The 18,226-nt window shown below is 63.3% G+C and carries 15 protein-coding genes and 1 tRNA gene; 6 read left to right on the top strand and 10 right to left on the bottom strand.

Translation table 11 applies throughout. The annotated features are described in order from the left end of the window. Positions 1–66: 66 nt before the first annotated feature. Entirely contained in the window at positions 67–1,443 is a 1,377-nt protein-coding gene (locus WD012_RS00975; protein WP_339561941.1) for a replication-associated recombination protein A, read from the top strand. 109 nt (positions 1,444–1,552) lie between these two features. Here the strand turns inward: WD012_RS00975 and WD012_RS00970 are convergent, their stop codons facing one another. From WD012_RS00970 to WD012_RS00950, 5 genes are all read right to left on the bottom strand, one after another. After that, positions 1,553–2,812: a cysteine desulfurase family protein gene (locus tag WD012_RS00970; protein WP_422614329.1), complete on the bottom strand. Its 1,260-nt coding sequence runs from the start codon at positions 2,810–2,812 to the stop codon at positions 1,553–1,555. A 32-nt stretch (positions 2,813–2,844) separates the two neighbouring features. Further along, positions 2,845–3,699, bottom strand: a complete 855-nt coding sequence (gene nadC, locus WD012_RS00965) for a carboxylating nicotinate-nucleotide diphosphorylase (protein WP_339561939.1) — start codon at positions 3,697–3,699, stop codon at positions 2,845–2,847. A gap of 142 nt (positions 3,700–3,841) precedes the next feature. Next, a complete protein-coding gene (gene nadB, locus WD012_RS00960; RefSeq protein ID WP_339561938.1) occupies positions 3,842–5,704 on the bottom strand; it encodes an L-aspartate oxidase in 1,863 nt (620 codons plus the stop codon). A 147-nt stretch (positions 5,705–5,851) separates the two neighbouring features. Continuing rightward, positions 5,852–7,111, bottom strand: a complete 1,260-nt coding sequence (gene nadA / locus WD012_RS00955; RefSeq protein ID WP_339561937.1) for a quinolinate synthase NadA — start codon at positions 7,109–7,111, stop codon at positions 5,852–5,854. 108 nt (positions 7,112–7,219) lie between these two features. Next, complete coding sequence (locus WD012_RS00950; RefSeq protein ID WP_422614328.1) at positions 7,220–8,038, bottom strand: NUDIX hydrolase; 819 nt, start codon at positions 8,036–8,038, stop codon at positions 7,220–7,222. 785 nt (positions 8,039–8,823) lie between these two features. Between WD012_RS00950 and WD012_RS00945 the strand changes: the two genes are divergently transcribed. Beyond that, positions 8,824–9,258, top strand: coding sequence for a very short patch repair endonuclease (locus WD012_RS00945; protein ID WP_422614327.1), 435 nt, complete (start codon positions 8,824–8,826; stop codon positions 9,256–9,258). Between the two features lie 615 nt (positions 9,259–9,873). Then, positions 9,874–11,100, top strand: coding sequence for an aminotransferase class I/II-fold pyridoxal phosphate-dependent enzyme (locus tag WD012_RS00940; protein WP_339561935.1), 1,227 nt, complete (start codon positions 9,874–9,876; stop codon positions 11,098–11,100). Positions 11,101–11,202: 102 nt separating this feature from the next. On the opposite strand, the gene WD012_RS00935 is transcribed toward WD012_RS00940, so the two are convergent. The 3 genes from WD012_RS00935 to WD012_RS00925 all read right to left on the bottom strand — a co-directional run bounded on the left by WD012_RS00935 (position 11,203) and on the right by WD012_RS00925 (position 12,931). Continuing rightward, positions 11,203–11,772: a GNAT family N-acetyltransferase gene (locus tag WD012_RS00935; protein ID WP_339561934.1), complete on the bottom strand. Its 570-nt coding sequence runs from the start codon at positions 11,770–11,772 to the stop codon at positions 11,203–11,205. A gap of 53 nt (positions 11,773–11,825) precedes the next feature. Then, complete coding sequence (locus tag WD012_RS00930) at positions 11,826–12,362, bottom strand: NAD(P)H-dependent oxidoreductase (protein ID WP_339561933.1); 537 nt, start codon at positions 12,360–12,362, stop codon at positions 11,826–11,828. Positions 12,363–12,532: 170 nt separating this feature from the next. After that, positions 12,533–12,931 (bottom strand): VOC family protein, encoded by a 399-nt coding sequence (locus WD012_RS00925; protein WP_339561932.1) that lies wholly within the window; start codon positions 12,929–12,931, stop codon positions 12,533–12,535. Positions 12,932–13,508: 577 nt separating this feature from the next. On the opposite strand from WD012_RS00925, the gene WD012_RS00920 reads away from it, so the two are divergent. From WD012_RS00920 to WD012_RS00910, 3 genes are all read left to right on the top strand, one after another. Continuing rightward, a tRNA-Arg gene (locus WD012_RS00920) sits at positions 13,509–13,581 on the top strand. A 163-nt stretch (positions 13,582–13,744) separates the two neighbouring features. Then, positions 13,745–14,788, top strand: coding sequence for a bile acid:sodium symporter family protein (locus WD012_RS00915; protein WP_339561931.1), 1,044 nt, complete (start codon positions 13,745–13,747; stop codon positions 14,786–14,788). Between the two features lie 509 nt (positions 14,789–15,297). Then, on the top strand, positions 15,298–16,125 hold the full coding sequence (locus WD012_RS00910) for an EcsC family protein (RefSeq protein WP_339561930.1): 828 nt from the start codon (positions 15,298–15,300) through the stop codon (positions 16,123–16,125). 156 nt (positions 16,126–16,281) lie between these two features. Here the strand turns inward: WD012_RS00910 and WD012_RS00905 are convergent, their stop codons facing one another. After that, positions 16,282–17,505: a sensor histidine kinase gene (locus WD012_RS00905; protein WP_339561929.1), complete on the bottom strand. Its 1,224-nt coding sequence runs from the start codon at positions 17,503–17,505 to the stop codon at positions 16,282–16,284. Further along, positions 17,502–18,218: a response regulator transcription factor gene (locus tag WD012_RS00900; protein ID WP_339561928.1), complete on the bottom strand. Its 717-nt coding sequence runs from the start codon at positions 18,216–18,218 to the stop codon at positions 17,502–17,504. The genes WD012_RS00905 and WD012_RS00900 overlap by 4 nt, the downstream gene beginning before the upstream one ends. Between the last annotated feature and the right edge of the window lie 8 nt (positions 18,219–18,226).

The following is an 18,226-nucleotide window of genomic DNA, read 5'->3' as shown; positions in this document are numbered from 1 at the left end:
ATACCGGTGTCATCCACTCATGGCGGCACAGCAGCCGGACCGCGGGAAGACGAGTCGGGAGAGACCATGAGCATAGAAGCGCGGTATGCGGATGACGCGGCGAACGTGTCAGAAACAGGACAGAACGTCATACTCAAGCCGTTGGCGGACCGCATGCGGCCGAAGAACCTTGACGATGTCATCGGCCAGGATGAAGTGTTGGAGCCAAGTTCGCCGCTGCGGATCATGGCGCAGATGCCGGGGACCTCGCAAGTGGTCGTCCCCGGCGCCGCCCTGCTGTATGGCCCTCCGGGAACCGGCAAGACCACGATCGCGCATCTGGTGGCCTCGCAGTCACACCGGCGCATGATCGAGCTGTCCGCCGTCGATTCCCAGGTCGATGAGCTGCGCAGCGCCTTGTCCGCGGCGGAACGCCTCAAGCGCCGCGGCGAGGAAACCGTCCTGTTCATCGATGAGATCCACCGGTATTCACGCGAGGAACAGGACATGCTGCTGCCGGCGGTGGAAAAACGCCTGGTCACGTTCATCGCCGCGACCACCGAGGCCCCGTCAAGCACGCTGGCGCCGGCACTGCTCAGCCGTTGCATCATCGTGCATCTGCATCAGCTGGGCATCAGCGGGCTGGAGCAGATCATCGACCGTGCCGTCGCCTCGCCGGACGGGCTTGACGGCAGAATCAGCCTTGAACCGGATGCGCGCAAGCTGATCATCCTGAGCAGCGGCGGCGATGCCCGACACGCCTTGACCACGCTGGAAGCCGCCGCCTCCCGGGCTTCGCACCGCGCGCAGGATGAGGGGACAGAAGCGCTGCTGACCTCCGATGACGTGCGGACCGTGGTCGACAACCTGCCGTCATGCAGTGTCGAGGACCATTACGACATGGCCAGCGCCCTGGTCAAGTCGATGCGCGGCTCCGATGTGGATGCCGCGATCTATTGGGCGACCCGCATGCTTGAGGCGGGGGAGGACCCGCAGTTCATCGCCCGGCGTGTCATTGTGTGTGCGGCCGAAGACATCGGCATGGCACAGCCGCAGGCCTTGCAGACCGCGGTGTCGGCGGCGCAAGCGGTCGCGCTGGTCGGCATGCCGGATGCCCGCATCCCGCTGCTCGAGGCGGTGATCGCCGTCGCCATCGCTCCGAAATCCGACGCGGTGCTTCAAGCTGCGCGTGCCGCCAAAGCCGATGTCGCCGGCGGCAAACTCGGCATCGTGCCCATGCACTTGCGCAGCACCAAGGGATTCGGCGACAGCAGCGCCAGCGCGGATACCGGGTATCGTAACCCGCATGATTTCGGCGGGTTCGTGCGCCAGCAGTACCTGCCGTACGGCATCGAGGACGCGCAGTACTACCATCCCAAGCGTTCCGGCATGGAAGCGAAGATCGTACCGTGGCTGGAACAGTACCGCGAGGCGAGTCAAAGCGGACAGACCACGGCGGACTGAACGCGGCAGGTTGAACGAGGCAGTCGGCAGGGCGCTTGTCTGCTGCCCCCGATGGCCGGCTTACCGTCTGGCTGCTTGCCGTGCGAGCCGCGGTATCGCCCGGTATCGCTCAGTCCAACGACGCGAACCCCGGCACGTGCAGGGCGGCCATGGATGCGCGCAAGGCCTGTGCGATGCGCCGGATATCCGCATCATGCAAAGGTTCCCGGAAGGAAAACCGCAGCGCTGATTTCGCTGCCGTTTCGCTCAATCCCATGGCCAGCAGCGTGCCGGGGGCCTCATGCCGGCCGATGGCGCACGCCGAGCCTGAGGATACTTCGATGCCGCGCGCGTCCAGATCGACGAGCAGCGCCTCGCCGTTGACGTTCGGGAAGGTGAACGACGCATGGCCGGGCAGGCGATTGACCGGGTCGCCGGTGAGGGTCGCGCCCGGAATCGCCTCGTGGATAGCCTTGATCAGATCGTCACGCGACGCGGCCAGACGGGCGTTACGCTCCTCCATGTCCGCGCAGGCCTCATGAAGCGCGACCGCCAGGGCGACCGCTCCGGCGACATTCGGTGTGCCGGAGCGCAGGCCACGTTCCTGGCCGCCGCCGCTGACAATCGGTTCGATGGCCGTGCGGCTGCGGGCGAGCAGGGCGCCCAGGCCTTTCGGCGCGCCGAACTTGTGCCCGGAAACCGCGAGTGTATCGGCGTCAAGGCCGCGGAAATCCACGGGAATCATGCCCGCCGCCTGTACGGCGTCCACGTGGGCGGGCACGCCGGCGGCATGGCAGATGCGCACCGCGCGGCTCACCGGCTCGATCGTGCCCACCTCGTTGTTCGCCATCATGATGCATGCGAGGGTGGCGCCCCGCCCGGCCTCGCGGGAGAGCACATCGAGATCGATATGGGCCTGAGCGTCGACGGGAATGCGCACCACATCGAAATCGAAGAAATCATGCAGCCATTGGGCGGATTGCGCGACGGCCGGGTGTTCCACGGTCGAGATGAGGATGCGGTGGACGTGGGCCGGCGCCTGGCCCGCCTCCCGTTCGCGCCTGATCTGGGCGAGCGCGATGCCTTTGACCGCGAGATTATCCGCCTCGGTGCCGCCTGAGGTGAAGATCACATCGCCGGCGTACGCGCCCAGATCGGCGGCGAAGGATGCTCGCGCGGCCTCAAGCGCGCGGGCCGCCGTTTTACCGCTCGCATGGACGCTTGACGGATTGCCGTACCCCTCGGTCAGGAAAGGGGTCATCGCCTCGATCACGCTGGCGGGCACCGCGTCGGAGGCGGCGGCGTCAAGATACAGCTCGCGTTCCGGGCTGTCCGGCTGGACGGTTTGCGCGTTCCGGCCGTCTGCACTCTGTTTGCCTGCACCCTGCATGTCAGTGTCCTGCATGTGTGCCTTCTGCCCGGTCATGCCCAATCCAATCCAAGATCAATCGCGCGCACGGAATGGGTGAGCGCACCGACGGAAATCACATCCACGCCAGTCGAGGCGACTTGCGGGACGCGCTCCAAAGTCATGGTGCCGGAGGCCTCCACGATTGCCCGACCTGCAATCATGGCGACGCCTTTGCGCGTGTCCTCGAGCGAGAAATTGTCCAGCATGATGGTGTCCGCGCCGCCTTCGAGCGCTGCCGGAATCTGGTCAAGCCGGTCGACTTCCACCTCGATATGCGTGGTGTGGCCGACTTGTTCGCGGATATGCCTGATTCCGGCGGCAAGATCAAGGCCGGCGGCCTGCATGGCTGCAATGTGATTGTCCTTGACCATCACCGCGTCAGACAGGCCGTAGCGGTGGTTGCGCCCGCCGCCGCAGACGACCGCGTACTTGTCGAAGGGCCTCAGGCCGGGCACGGTTTTGCGCGTGTCCGCGATCCGGGCGTGTGAGCCGGGTGCCGCATCCACGGCGTCGACGAATGCACGGGTCATCGTGGCGATGCCGCTCATGCGCTGGGTGAAGTTCAAGGCGACGCGTTCGGCGGTCAGCATGCCGCGTGCGTTGCCGTGGATGGTGGCGAGCGTGTCGCCGGCGGTGAAGCGCTCGCCGTCCTTGATGCGCATGGTGACTTGGATGCCGGGGTCTACCTCGTGGAAGGCGGCGGTGAATACGTCCGCACCGCTGAATACGCCGTTTTCACGGGCGTCGAGCACGGCGGTGGCCGTTTCGTCGGCGGGGATGGTCGTCGCGGCGGTGATGTCCCCGGTCGGCGCGTCCTCCATCAGCGCGCGGCGGACCGCCTCTTCAATGACCAGACGGGTAAGCATAGATCGTGCTCCATTCTTGCAAACGTGTGCAACTGTGTGTCGAGGGTGGTTGCCGCCCGGGACACCATGAGTGAAAGCGGTTGCAGGCGCGGCAATCACCTTCACCCATGGCGTCCCGGCGCGGCGGTACCGGTATCAGGCGTCAGCCGCGGATGAACGGCCGCGAGCACGCCTGGACGCTGTCGGTATCCGGAAAATCGGTGCGGGCATGGGCGCCGCGCGATTCGGTGCGGGCCAGGGCCGCAGTGGCGGCGACCAGGCCGATGGTGGCGAGATTGCGGTTTTCCAATGTGGTCACGGTGTGCGCAATATCGTCGGTTGCGAGTGCGGTCGCGGTGGCGGTCGCATCGGTCTCGGGCTTCTTGACCGTCATGGATGTCTTCGACAGTGCCGCTTGCGCCTGTGCCTGCGTCTGCTCGACAAGGCCGGTCAGACGGTTTTGGGCGTGGCGCAGGCCGTCGGCATCGCGAAGCACGCCGACACCGCGCCACATGGTCTGCTCGATGGTGTCGCGCACATCGGCGGCTTTGACGTCGGGTTCGGCTCGGGTGCCGGGGTTTGGCATGGCAAGCGTCTGCGGTTCGGTGATCTCGCGGGTTTGCGCGTTCGCCGCGCTGCCTAGCAACGGCTGGGGGTTCCAGACGGTGTCTTTACTGTCGCGCAACGCGGCTAGACCTGCACGACGGCCATACGCCAACCCTTCGAGCAGCGAGTTCGAGGCCAGACGGTTCGCGCCTTGCACGCCCGTTCTCGCGCATTCGCCGGCCGCGTACAGACCGCGGATGCTGGTACGCGCCCACAGATCGGTGCGGATGCCGCCCATCCAGTAGTGGGCCGCCGGGGTGACGGGAATCGGTTCGCGGCTCCAATCAAAGCCCATCGAACGGGTGTAGGCGTCGATGGTGGGGAAGCGGCGGGCGAGGAATGCGGCGAGTCCGGCCTGGTCCAGGCCCCTCTTGCGCCCGATGGCCGTGGCATCCAGCAGCACCGGTCGCCCGCCTTGGGCCATCATCTGGCGGAAGTTCTCGCGAGCGACCACGTCACGCGGCGCGAGTTCGGCACGCGGGTCGATCGCGGTCATGTACCGTTCGCCGCGTTCGTTGAGCAGGATCGCCCCTTCGCCGCGGACCGCTTCGGAAATCAGGAAGTGCTCGCCCACGCCGAGCGCGGTGGGGTGGAACTGGTAGAACTCGAGGTCGGCGACTTGGGCGCCGGCGCGCCAGGCCGCAGCCAGCCCGTCACCGGTGGCGACCTGCGGATTCGTGGTGTACGGGTAGAGTCGTCCGGCCCCGCCAGTTGCCAGAATCACCCGGTCGGCGGTCAGGGTGCGCTGCTCGCCCGTGGTGGTGTCAAGAAGCCGAATACCGCGGATCACGCGGGCGACGCCTGCCGCCTGTACCTCAGACACAGCCGGGGAGTGCGTATCAACCGGTTCAGTGACTAAATCCACGACGAAAGCGTGCTCAATGATGTGGATATGCGGCGTGTTGCGTGCGATGGCACTGACATCAAGCTCGACGATCTTGCCGGTCGCATCCCCGCCCGCGTGTACGACGCGGCTGCGGCTGTGCGCGGCTTCCAATCCGCGCAGCAACGTGCCGTCCGGGTGCTTGTCGAAGCGCACGCCGGCGGCGATGAGCCTGCGCACCTGTTCGGCGCCTTCGCGGGTGAGAATATCCACCGCTTTCGGTTCGCACAGGCCCGCACCTGCGGCGAGCGTGTCCTTCGCGTGCAGTTTCGGGTCGTCGTCAGGGAAGATGGCTGCGGCGATACCGCCTTGCGCGTGGTATGTGTTCGATTCGACCAGATCGGTTTTCGTGATGAGTGTCACGTCCTGACCGGGCAGGCCGGAATCCGGGTCGCCGTTCGCGACGGCGAGCGCGGCGCTCAGTCCGGCGATACCCGCGCCGATGACGGCGATGGTCGGGGTGTCCGGTGTGATGGACGTGTCGGGCGTCTCCCCGAAAGGCGTGGTTTTGGTGTTGTCTTGGGTCAATGAGGTCATGATTGCCTACGATTCGTGTATTCCCGTTCGATTTCGGGCGTCATCGGCCCAGCCGGCAAGGGTATGGGACCGCATGCGTGCAATACGTGCGATCCCGCCGCCCGACGGCCGAGACCGGAACATGAAATCAGCTGTGCCGCCGCAGGGTCACGGGTGGACGCGCAGCATGCGGTCGAGCGCGATTTTCGCTTCGCTCGCGGTCTGCGGGTCCACGACGATCTTGTTGACGACCTTGCCGTCCACCAGGTTCTCCAGCGCCCACGCGAGGTATGCGGGGTGGATGCGGTACATGGTGGAGCACGGGCAGACGACCGGATCGAGGCAGAACACGGTTTTGTCCGGATGCTGGGCGGCGAGCCGGTTGACGAGGTTGATTTCGGTGCCCACGGCGATGGCGCTGCCGGCGGGCGCATTCTCGATCTCCTTGACAATGTAGGCGGTCGAACCGGTGCCGTCGGCGGCGTTGACCACGTCCATCGAGCATTCGGGGTGCACGATCACCTTGACGCCGGGGTAGGCCTTGCGGGCGCGTTCGATCTGCTCGACGGTGAAGCGCTGGTGCACGGAGCAGAAGCCCTTCCACAGGATCATCTTCGCGTTCGCGTACTGCTCGGGTGTGGCTCCGCCGTTCGCCTTGAACGGGTCCCACAGCGGCATCTGGTCGAGGCTCATGCCCATGGCCAGCGCCGTGTTGCGGCCCAGATGCTGGTCTGGGAAGAACAGCACGCGCTTGCCGCGTTCGAACGCCCATTCAAGCACCGCGCGCGCATTCGAGCTCGTGCACACGATGCCGCCGTTGCGCCCGCAGAACGCCTTGAGCGCTGCCGAGGAGTTCATATAGGTGACCGGGATGATCTGCTGTTTGCCATTAGTGTCCGGGGCGCTTCCGCAGATGTCGGTCAGCTGTTCCCAGCAGTCGGTCACCTGGTCGATGTTGGCCATGTCGGCCATCGAGCAGCCTGCGGACATATTCGGCAGAATCACGTTCTGGCGCGGGGTTGAGAGGATATCCGCGGTCTCGGCCATGAAATGCACGCCGCAGAAGACGATGTTGTCGGCCTCCGGGCGGGTGGCGGCGTTCTTGGACAGCTGGAACGAATCGCCCACATAGTCGGCGTGCACGATGATCTCGTCGCGCTGGTAGAAGTGGCCGAGGATCAGCAGCTTGCCGCCCAGCTTGTGTTTCGCGTCGATGATGCGCTCCTGGAGCTCTTCGTCGCTCGCCTCCGTGTACTCCTTGCCGAGCGGCTGCTGGCGCGGGGCGTTGCGCGGGATCATGTCGAGCGCGCTGGCGCCCGGGCCGTACGACGGCTTGGTGGCGTCGAAGGCCCACGGGTCCTTGGTCAGGCCTGCGTCGCAGGTGCGGGTTGCGCCGAGCCGTTCGATGATCGCGTCTACGGATGTCATGGTGTTCCTTTCGATGGTGTCGCGGGCGGTGGTTGTGCTGTCGCGCGCGACGAAACAGGTTGGTTGAAATGTAATTGAGATGCTCGCGAAACTTGCTTGACCGGCGGGTTACCGGGAATCTGCCGCCGTGCCTTGGGCCGTGCCGGTATCGCTGCTGTGTCCTGGACCGCCGTGTTTCGCGGGTTTTCCGGTTTTTCCGGGCTTTCCGGTTCCCGCGTGCGCGGCGTACCGGTACAGGCAGGCTGGGCGGTGTGCGCCGCGGGCGAGTTTCTCCCCGGTCGGCTCGACCATGCCGGTCGAGAGCATCCGGCGGCGGAAATTCGGTGCGTCGAGCTTCCTGCCATAAATCGCCTCGTACACCTTGCGCAGCTGACTGAGCGTGAACTCACTGCCGACCAGGCGGGTCGCGATATCCGAATACTCGATTTTGTTGCGTACCCGGGTCAGGGCGTATTCGATGATGTCCTTGTGGTCGAATGCGAGTGGCGGCAGTTGGTTGACCGGGAACCAGCGCACGTTCTGGGCTTCGTGGAAATCTTTCGCCTCGGTTTCGCCGATCAGCGCCCAGTACACGATGGACACCATCGGCAGGCCCCCGTGCGAACGGCTCGGGTCGCCGAAGGTATACAGCTGCTCAAGGTACTGCGGGTGCAGGCTGGTGGTGGAACGCAAGGCCTGTTCGGCGGCGAATTCTAGGGACCGCCCGCCTTGCAGATCGCCGCCGGGAAGCGCCCAGTCGCCGAGGAACGGCTGGCGGATGCGTCGGACCAGCGGGATACGCAGCGTCGGGACGGTGTCGGTCGCCGCCGACTCGTCTGTATCACCGTCTGTGCGACCATCCAGATCGGAGGGGCCGAGTGCGAGAATGACGACGGACACGCCGATATTCGGCGGCTCCTTGGCGCGCTCGCTGACATTCGCTGACATGCGCATCATCGGCTCCTTTCCCTTGATTTCATGCCGTTTCCGTTGGCTGCCATCACCATACGACTTATGGTCAACATGACTATAAGGGGGTGTGGCGTTTGCGTGATGCCGCCGTTTCAGGGGAAACGCCATGACAATAAGTCATCTTGACCATAAGTGACCTGTGGGGGATGTGCGGTGTTCGCGATGCGGTGGTCTCTGGGCGCTGTTCCCGCGGTGCATCATCCGTGCTGATGCTCCATACCGCGGATTTCAAGTGTTGATATCGCCGGCGTGGAGCGTCTCCTGCCGCTGCGTGGGCGACTTCGATGGTGCGCATCGACGAGATTGGCGGAATATCAACGTTTCGATTGTGTTCCATTGGACTGGCTCATCCCGTTGTCCTTGGTACCCTTTCCATACGATGGGTTTCGGGCGCTGATTGCGCTGGTGTGGGCTGTCCGGGTAGTCCGATCGGGCCCTCTCAACCATGGTTGTCTCGGAAAACCGCGGAATGTCAACACTCCATTGGCGGTCGGGCGTTTCGGCCCGTCCCATATCCCTTGGTATCTTTTCCGCACAATCGGGATCGGTGGCTGGAATCGCTGCTATGGAACCGGTCGGACGCATCCCGTCGAGCGGATCGAACACGGGCCAGGGCATAATGGTGCGGTGCGACGCGATATCACGGAGGCGGGCGATACACCATGAATCATCAGGCAGACACCACCGGCGGCACCAAGCACACCGCTACACGCCGCTCCGCCCGACCGGAACGGTACGAACGCGGCACCAGAAGCTATACGATGTCCCATATCCGCGGCAAAGACACCACAATCGAGGTGCTCGTCCGCAGTTACCTGTTCGGGCGTGGGCTGCGCTTCCGCAAGAACGACAGACGCTACCCGGGGCACCCGGATGTGGTCCTGCCCAAATGGCACACCATCGTGTTCGTCAACGGCTGCTTCTGGCACGCCCACCAAGGCTGCAAAGTCTTCTCCCGACCCAAATCCAACGTCGAATTTTGGTCGGCGAAGCTGCTACGCAACCGTGAGCGCGACGAACGCCAACACGCCCAACTGGTCGCCGCCGGCTGGCGGGTGATCGTGGTGTGGGAGTGCGAACTGGCCAAACCGGTGCGCGCGGCGCGCCTAGCCAAGCTGGTCGACCAGATCACGGCGACACCGGCCGGGGAGCCCGACATCATTGACGACACGGTTCCCGCCGAGGAGCAGGGGTGACCTGGCCAGCTGCAGGCGATAGGACGTCCCCGTGTGAGGATTGGCTCGCACGGCGGCGGTCTGGATGGCTTCGGGCGGTGATTTGACTGGGTAGCCCGTGGTGGTGTGAGGGGCGGCTCACATACTGGCTGGTTGGGTGGCTGGATTCGTCTATCTGACTGGCGGGAGTGGCCGTGGTGTGAGGATTGGCTCACACGGGGACGGTTTTGGTCGCTCTGAGTCGGTGATTTGGCCGGGTAGCCCGTGGTTGTGTGAGGGATGGCTCACATACCGGCTGGTTGGGTGGCTGGATTCGTCTGATGGGCAGGCTGGGTTGGTCGCTGTGTGAGGATTGGCTCACATACCGGCTGGTTGGGTGGCTGGAATTGTCTGGTTGGCAGACGGGAGTGGCCGTGGTGCGAGGATTGGCTCACACACCGCCGGTTGGGGTGACTGGACTTGGACGGTTGGCTGGCCGGAGCGCCCATTGTGCGAGGATTGGCTCGCATAATCACCCGGCGGGCGGTTCCCGACGGGCTCCCGGATTGCGAACTGCCTTCCCGCCCACAGAATCGTCGTCACCCACCAGCCGCCGCGCGCCCCGCATTTGTCGCAATGCGCCGATAGAACCGAATCATGCAGGAAAACTCAGCACAGCACGCCGCCGCGACCCGACCGGCACACGCCCTACCGCCGTTGTCCAAGCGCGCCCGGGAATCCAACCCGTTCAGGGCGATGGCCATTGGCGAGGAAGCCGACCGGATGATCGCCCAAGGCGTCGATGTCGTCAAACTCAGCCTCGGCGAACCGGATTTCGGCGCTCCACAAGCCGTCCGCGATGCCATGCGCGAGCAGTGCGACGGCCGTCCGCTCCCGTACACGGCGGCACTCGGCATCCCCGAGCTGCGCGAGGCTATCGCTCGGTTCTACGAGCAGCGCCACCACGTCCAGCTCGACCCCAAGCGCGTGGTCATCACCGAAGGCGGCTCCGCGGCCCTCCTGCTCGCCCTGGCCATGACCGTCAACGAGGGCGACGACGTGATCTGCGCCGACCCGTCCTACCCGTGCAACCGCGAGCTGGTGCGCACGTTCGGCGGCACCATCATCGACGTGCCGACGAGCGCCGCCACCCGATTCCACCTCAACGCCGACCTGCTCAACGCGCATTGGACGCCACGCACCCGCGCGGTCATGGTCACCTCGCCGTCGAACCCGGCCGGCACGAGTATCGCCTTCGACGCGCTCAAAGGGGTGTGCGACACCGCACGGGAACGCAACGCCTGGCGGATCGTGGACGAAACCTACCTCGATCTGGCTGATGTGGAACCCGACGGCAGCGATGTGCGCAGCGTCCTGTCCGCCGATCCGGACGCCATCGTGGTCAGCAGTTTCTCGAAATACTGGGGTATGACCGGCTGGCGTCTCGGCTGGGCCGTGCTGCCGGAAGCAATCCTGCATGAGGCGGACAATCTCGCCACGAATTATTTCCTGTGCGCACACACCCCGACCCAGCACGCCGCGCTCGCCTGTTTTACACCGCAGACGCTTGAGGAATGCGAGCGCCGTCGTCAGGAATTGCTGGTGCGCCGCGGCCTGGCGCTTGACGGACTCGCCGGTATCGGCCTGCCGGTCGAGGTTGAGCCGAATGGCGCGTTCTACGCGTATTTCAACGTGTCGTCCACGGGACTGGATGCGTGGACCTTCTGTGAGCGCGCGTTGCGTGAGGCGCATGTCGCGTTGACTCCGGGCGCCGATTTCGGCCCGGCGACGGCACACACCCACGTGCGCCTGTCGTATGCGGCCTCCCGCGAGGCGATCAGCGAAGGCATCGCACGCGTCGGCCGGTTCCTCAAGACACTGTGAACCATCACGGCTGACATTGGCGTGACATTGACATTCCCGAGATGCCGCCACGCTGCCCGGCCGGGCGGCAACCCGGCAACCCGGGAACATGCATGGTTCCGATCACAGGTCCTTGACGAACCAGTGTTCGGTCCCCGTAATCGGGTACCCCTCGATGTGGAAGACCTCGCGGTAGCCGAAACGCGGGTAATAATCCTTGCCTTGGAATCCGAAGGTGTACAGCAGGCAGTGGCGGCACCCGTGGGCTCTGGCGGTGTCTTCGGCCTGCTTGAGCAGCTGTTCGCCGAGATGCTGACGGCGGTGTGCCGGGTCGATGGCGAGCGCGTCGATTTCCAGCCATTGCCCGAACATCGTGCCGTAGATGCCGCCGATTATCCGGCCAAGCCCGGAGTCGTCCGCATCCGGTGTCTCACCGTCGCCGTCGTCATCGGCACGGTCGCTATCGCCGTCACGGTCGCTATCGCCGGCATGGCCGGCAAGCCCATCCTCCGCGGTCTCGGGCTCGAGCGGCAGCGGTCCGCCGGCAGGCAGGGCATCATCCCGCGCGACGATGGTGAGGTCGCGCTCGTCTGTCGTCTCGAAATGCGCGAGATTGTACCGTTGCAGGATGCGGCGGATGCGTTGCCGTTCGGACTCGCTCGGGCCGGAAAGACTGTCGATGCGGATGTTCATAGCTCGTCCATCATGGAATGGATTCGGGATTCATCGGCGGGCTCGGAGGCGTTCTACTTGGCGGGCTCGTTGATGATTTGCGCGTAACGCCGTGCGGTGGCGGCAAGGGTGTCGTCGTCAATGCCGGCGCCAACGCCGTACACCACGAACGGCGGCAGATAGCGAGCGCCCACGTAGTCGGCCATCGTCTCGAACGGCTTGAGCAGCTCGTCCATGGTGGCGTGGTGCGAGCCGTCATGCCGGTAATCCGCTTCGCCGCTGCCGGCGGAAACGGCGAGCATGATCTCCTTACCTTCGAACGCATGCCCGGTCGAGCCATACGCCCAGCCGTATTCGAGCACCTTGTCCTCCCACAGCTTGAGCAGCGCGGGGGAGCTGTACCAGTAGAACGGGAATTGCAGCACGATGCGGTCCGCGTCCTCGACCAGCCGCTGCTCGGTGGCGACGTCGATGCGTCCGTCGGGGTATGCGGCGTATTCGTCGCGCACGGTCACATCGTGTGCAGGGTCGTTGAGTACTGCCTGCACGAGCTCCTTGTTGACGCGTGAAGCTTCAAGATTCGGGTGGAACACCAATACTGCGGTTTTCATACCAACTTCCTTACCACATGGGACAGGTTGGCCGGCTTCGCGATTGTGTCAGCGCGATACGCGCGTATGGCTGCGAGCCGGTCGTGTAGTTGCGTATCTTACGCCGTGCTCTGCCGAGACGCCGCGGTGTAGCGGGCGCGATCTGCACGCTCCGATGCGCTGGCGGTCCGTTACGCCTGCCTGGCGGTTTGTGGATGCGACCAGTCGACCACCGCCTCGATGTTGTTGCCGTCCGGATCCAGCACAAACGCGGCGTAATACCCGGGGTGATAGGCCCGCGGACCGGGGGCGCCGTTGTCGCGTCCGCCGGCGGCAAGTGCCGCGTCGTAGAACGCCTTGACACTCTCCTCGCTGTCGGCGCGGAACGCGATATGCGTGGGCGCGGGGGTGGTGCCGGGCTGGGCGGGGGAGACGTAGAAGTCGCTGCGCGGCGTGCCGTCATCCACCCCGAAGCCGATGGTCGGCTCGTGGTGGGCTTTGGGAATGTATCCGAGCGGTGCGAGCGCTTTCGTGTAGAACTCGATGGAACGGTTGGCGTCGCTTACATGCAGGGTCATATGGTCGATCATGATTCCCACTATAGGTGGGGAGGGTGGGTTGCGCCGACGCTCGCGCTGGACGCGCCGATGGTGTGCGACGTGCCGATTGGCGCGATGCCGGCGTTCTGCAATCGGCGCTCCGGCTTATGCCTCCCACAGGTCTTCGGTATCGTTTCCATACGATAGGCATCGGCGCCGGATTCCGCCGGTGCGGACCTGCGGCATGGACGAATCGGGCCGCGCTGGGACTGCCCTGGACGGAAAACGGCGGAATTTCAATGTTCCGATTATGTTCCGATGGCTCATCCGGCCCCATATCCTTCGGTATCTTTTCCTCACAATGGATTTTGCTCCGGGACTGTGATGGTGCGGACCGGCATCACGGCATCCGCGATTGTCGGCTCAGGGGAGGCGTTCCGAAAACCCTTGAAATTCCAAGGTCTCATGTCTTCATGGTACGCGTCGGCATCCCGCCCGCGCCGGATTCCGCCGGAATCCCTCCACGCCTGCGCAATAGCCCACAGAGTCCCATGGTGTGGAACAGTGACCATCGGATGACGGCCTTGTGCGCGACTGGTGGACGGATGTGTGTACAATATCATCTGTTGCCCGGGTAGCTCAGTGGATAGAGCACCGCTCTCCTAAAGCGGGTGTCGCGCGTTCGAATCGCGTTCCGGGCACGTTTGTTTCCCTTGTTCGGCGCTGCTCTTGTGGTGCCGGTTGTTGTCATTCGACGTACCCGCCAGACGAAATTCCACATCCTGACCATCATCGTCCAATTGCCTCGTTCCCGTTTAAGATGCCCAGTACGCCTGTTATTCGGCGGAAAAGGGGTAAATCCACATGGAGAAAGTAAAGCAAGCCGCCTCCTGGCTGACCAAATGGTTCACACTGATTGTTATCGTGTGGGCTGCCATCAACTATTTCGTGCCTGCGATTAGCGTATGGGCGAAAGGATATACGGGCTATCTGCTCGGTATTGTCCTGTTCGGTATGGGCCTGACGCTGTCGGTCGATGATTTTGCGCGGATTATCAAGCAGCCGTTGATGGTCATTGTCGGTACTGTCGCCCACTACGTGATCATGCCGCTGGTCGCCGTCTTGCTGTGCTGGATCTTCCACCTTGATGGTGCGATCGCTGTCGGCGTAATCCTGGTGGGCTGCTGCCCGTCCGGTACGTCGTCGAATGTGATGAGCTTCCTGTCGCGTGGCGATGTCGCGCTCGACGTGTCGATCGGCCTGCTATCCACGTTGCTCGCCCCATTCATGATTCCGCTGCTCATGCAGCTGCTCGCCTCCCGCTACGTAGCGATCCCGTGGCAGTCGCTGTTCTTGAGCGCACTGACTATCGTGCTCGTGCCGGTTGCGCTCGGTGTCACCTGCCACATGATTTTCAAGGAGAAGATCGAGAAGGTGACGCCTGTCCTGCCGATCATCTCGCAGGTCGCGATCCTGCTGATCATCGGTATCGTCGTGTCCGCGAACGCCGCCAAGCTGTTCAGCTCCGAAACGCTGCTGGCGATTCCAGTGGTGATTCTGCATAACCTGTGCGGCTATGCGCTTGGTTTCGGCTTCTCGAAGCTCATGTACAAGGTGTATCCGAAGGGCTTCCGCTATGCGCAGCAGAAGGCCATCACCTTCGAGGTCGGCATGCAGGATTCCGGCCTTGGCGCCACACTTGCGTTGACTTCGTTCGCCGCAACGCCGATTACTGCGATTCCGTCCACGTTCTTCAGCGTGTGGCACAACATCTCCGGTTCGGTGCTGTCCGCCTGGTGGCGTCGTCATGATGACAAGTACGGTATTCCGCGCGATTCCATCGACGGCAGGCCGGTCAAGCAGCCTGCTGCCGCAACCGCCGCTCCCGTTACTGCAGCGACTGATTGAGCCGCTACCTTTTCGTTTTGGCCCCGCCTGTGCACAAAGCAGGCGGGGCTTCATTGTTGATGTGGCAGGTTGCGTATGTTTGGGCATGCGTGGCTAGAGAGAATACTTCGGATGGCGGTTATATCTGGTGGTATCTGTCGGGTTGTGTACGCCCGAGAATACATAGTCTGGCTTGGTACCATAAGCACCAAAACTGATGGTTGTGTCACGGTTTGCCGACCCGTCGGATTGAGACCAATGACCGTACCGATTGATCACCCCACGAGACATTCACGCCTGAGTGGCAACTAGCTGCATAATAAGCACCGCGATATTCCCATACACCGAAATTCCTATGCATAAATCGCCAATTCCGGGGCTTCCCGCGGGGTATCGCGGGGGTGTCGCGGGGCGGTTTTTCGGCGTGTTTCGGCCAGAGTTGGATTGTGCGGCTGATATTGTGTGACTAATCATCGTCACGCGTTCCGCATGCAGGGTACGGGCGGGACGCTGAGAGAGGGAGACTTCCGATGGTAGATTTTGATTTTTCTGGTGTGCAGCGGGCATTCGAATCCGGTATGTCTGCCGCCGCGGGGGCGGGGAAGCAAGTGTCGCGTGGCATCGGTGACGGTGCCGCCGCAGTTGCCCGAGCGGGGCAGGAAGTCGCGCGCAATGTCGGCAATGGGGCAGCCAGTGTAGTTGATACTGGAAAGAAAGCAATCGGGAAGACCCAAGAAGCGTTGTCCTCCGACCAGGTAGTGGAGATTCTCGACACGTGCTATGGAAAAGCGATGGATGGTATTCCCCATGTGAGCGAATCAGTGGAAGACATGGTAAAGGATTACACATCCCGTTACTCAACTCCGCGCAAGGCCGCGGAGGCCCTGATTAATACGCAGATTGTGAAGTGCACCACCTCCGGGTTTCTGACGAGCCTGGGTGGTTTGATTACCCTTCCTGTGGCTGTGCCGGCAAACGTGGGTACAGTCTGGTACTGCCAACTTCGCATGATTGCTGCTGTCGCGCAGATTGGTGGCTTTGATCCGCGAACAGATCAAGTACAGACCATGACGTACGTCTGCATGACGGGACAAGCCATGAGCGACGTGCTGAAAGATGTTGGCATTCAGCTCGGCAGCAAGCTTGCTACAAGTGCCGTGAAGAAAATTCCGGGCAAAGCGTTGACGAAAATCAATCAGGCAGTTGGCTTCCGCCTGGTCACCAAATTCGGGCAAAAGGGTGTTATCAACGTAGGAGAACTCATCCCGGTCGTCGGCGGGGTGATCGGCGGCGGTTTCGATCTGGTCGCCACCAAGGTCATCGCGGATAACGCGATGAAGATGTTCATCAACGAGTAGCAGTAACCGGGATTAATGAGGCGAGCTCATCGAGACCGCCTGATTGAGACCTTCGACAAGCTCGCAGAGAACGCCGAAAGCCAGATTGAGGCGAGTTCATCGGCCTGATTGAGGCACCCATTGCGGCAACCCGGTCAACGACAAGCAACAGCGCGCCTACCGCACGGTGACGATGAACTCGATACGCCCCTGCTCCCAGGATGCACTGATATCGCCGTGCATACGCCGGGTCAGTTCGCGCGCCATGGCCAGGCCGATGCCGAATCCCTCCTTGCTGGAGTTATGCGATTCGTCCGCCCGGTAGAAGCGTTCGAAGAACCTCGTGTAATCGACGTGCTCTCCGGCCGCGTAATCATTGGCGACAACCAGTTGGACGCGCCGCCCCTGCCGGTGCAGCCCGATGGTGACAACCCCGTCGTCATCGCAGTATTTCGAGGCGTTGTCCAGCAGGATGTTCACGACTTCCAGCAGCGCTTTCGGTTCGGCTTGCGCATGGATGTCCGGCTCGATGTCGTCGAGCAGGTGCTTGCCCCGGCGTTCGATCACCGGCCGGTAGGAATCCGCTGCCTCTTTCGCGATCGACGAGCAGTCCACGTCGCGTAAAGCAAACCGCTCATCTTCGCTGGCTTTCGTGAGCTGCACGAGCGCGGAGATCAGCTCGTTGAGCCTGCGCGACTGGTTGAAGATGCTTTCGGTCCACTCGTTTTCGCCGTTGACTGCCTCGAGCACTTCGGCGTCCGCGGAAATGATGGCTACCGGGGTTTTCAGCTCGTGCGAGGCGTTCGTGATGAAGCGTTTCTGGTTTTCCATGGTGCGCACGGTCGGTTCGATCGCCCGTCTGGACAGCAGCGAGATCACCGCGAGGAACACCAGCAGGGAGAGTACGCCGATGCCCATGGACAGCCACAGCAGCCGTATCTGCCATGAGAATTCCTCGGTATAGTCGAGCACGGTCAGCTGGTAGCCGGTGCCCGATGCGGATAATTGTGCCGCATATCGCGTCGATCCAACACGCAGATGTATGGTTTGTCCCGTGGCCATCTGCGGGTTGCGCATCTGGAAGGCGGCGACCATCGCCTGGATGTCGTCGCTCGAAGGCGTGTTCACGCTGTGGCTGTCCCAGTCGCCGACCGTGTATGCGGAATCGAGCGTGACGGTGTAATAGTTGCGCGCGTCGGGCGAGACGACCGGCAGGATTTTGCTGGACAGCAGGCTGTGCTTGGTGGGTTGCTGCCCTTCGATCCGTGCGAGTGATTCGTTCAGCCCGATATTGACCACGCTGGCCATTGCCCCGTTGATGATGCCGATGAGGGTGACGAGCACGACCAGGAGGGCCGCAGTGGCGCTGAAGATGAATTGTCTGCGCAGTTTGCCGATCATGGGCGCCCGCTTTCCGGTGCCGCATCCGTGCCAGGGGCGTCATTGCCGGCCAGGGTGAGCCGGTAGCTGCCCCCGCGCTCGCCGTCGATCGTCACGTCGCATGCGATGGAGCGCAGCTTGTCGCGCAGGTAGGACACGTACACGTAGACGAGTCCCTGGTCGGCGTCGGGCTCGTCGTCCCAGACCTTGGCAAGCAGCCGCTCGGTGCTGATCGGCTTGTCCGGATTGAGCATGAGACAAGCCAGGAGCTTGGTTTCGCGCCCTGACAGGTGCATGGTGTTCTCGCAGCTGATCTGCTGGTCTCCGATGTTCAGCCGCAAGCTGCCGTAATCCAGGACCGATGGCGTGTACGATGTGCTGCGCCGGGCCTGTGAGCGGATGCGGGCGAGCAGTTCCTTCATGGCGAAAGGCTTGGTGAGGTAGTCGTCCGCGCCGGCGTCCAGCCCGGTGATGCGGTCGTCGACCTCCGCCTTGGCGGTGAGCATGATGATCGGTGTCGTGTCGCCCGCCGCGCGGATGCGTTTGAGCGCTTCGATGCCGTCCATGCGCGGCATCATCACGTCGAGTACGATTACGTCGTAATCCCCGGTCGCCGCCATGTCGACGGCCTCCTGCCCGTCGTGGGCGATATCGGCCTCGATGTGGCTGATGGCGAGGATGGTCTGTTCGGCGCGGGCGAGCTCCTGTTCGTCTTCCGCGATGAGGGCTTTCATGATGACTC

It is taken from the genome of Bifidobacterium thermophilum (genome assembly GCF_037482445.1).
GTDB classification, from domain to species: Bacteria; Actinomycetota; Actinomycetes; order Actinomycetales; family Bifidobacteriaceae; genus Bifidobacterium; species Bifidobacterium thermophilum_B.
This window is presented reverse-complemented; position numbering and strand designations above follow the sequence as displayed.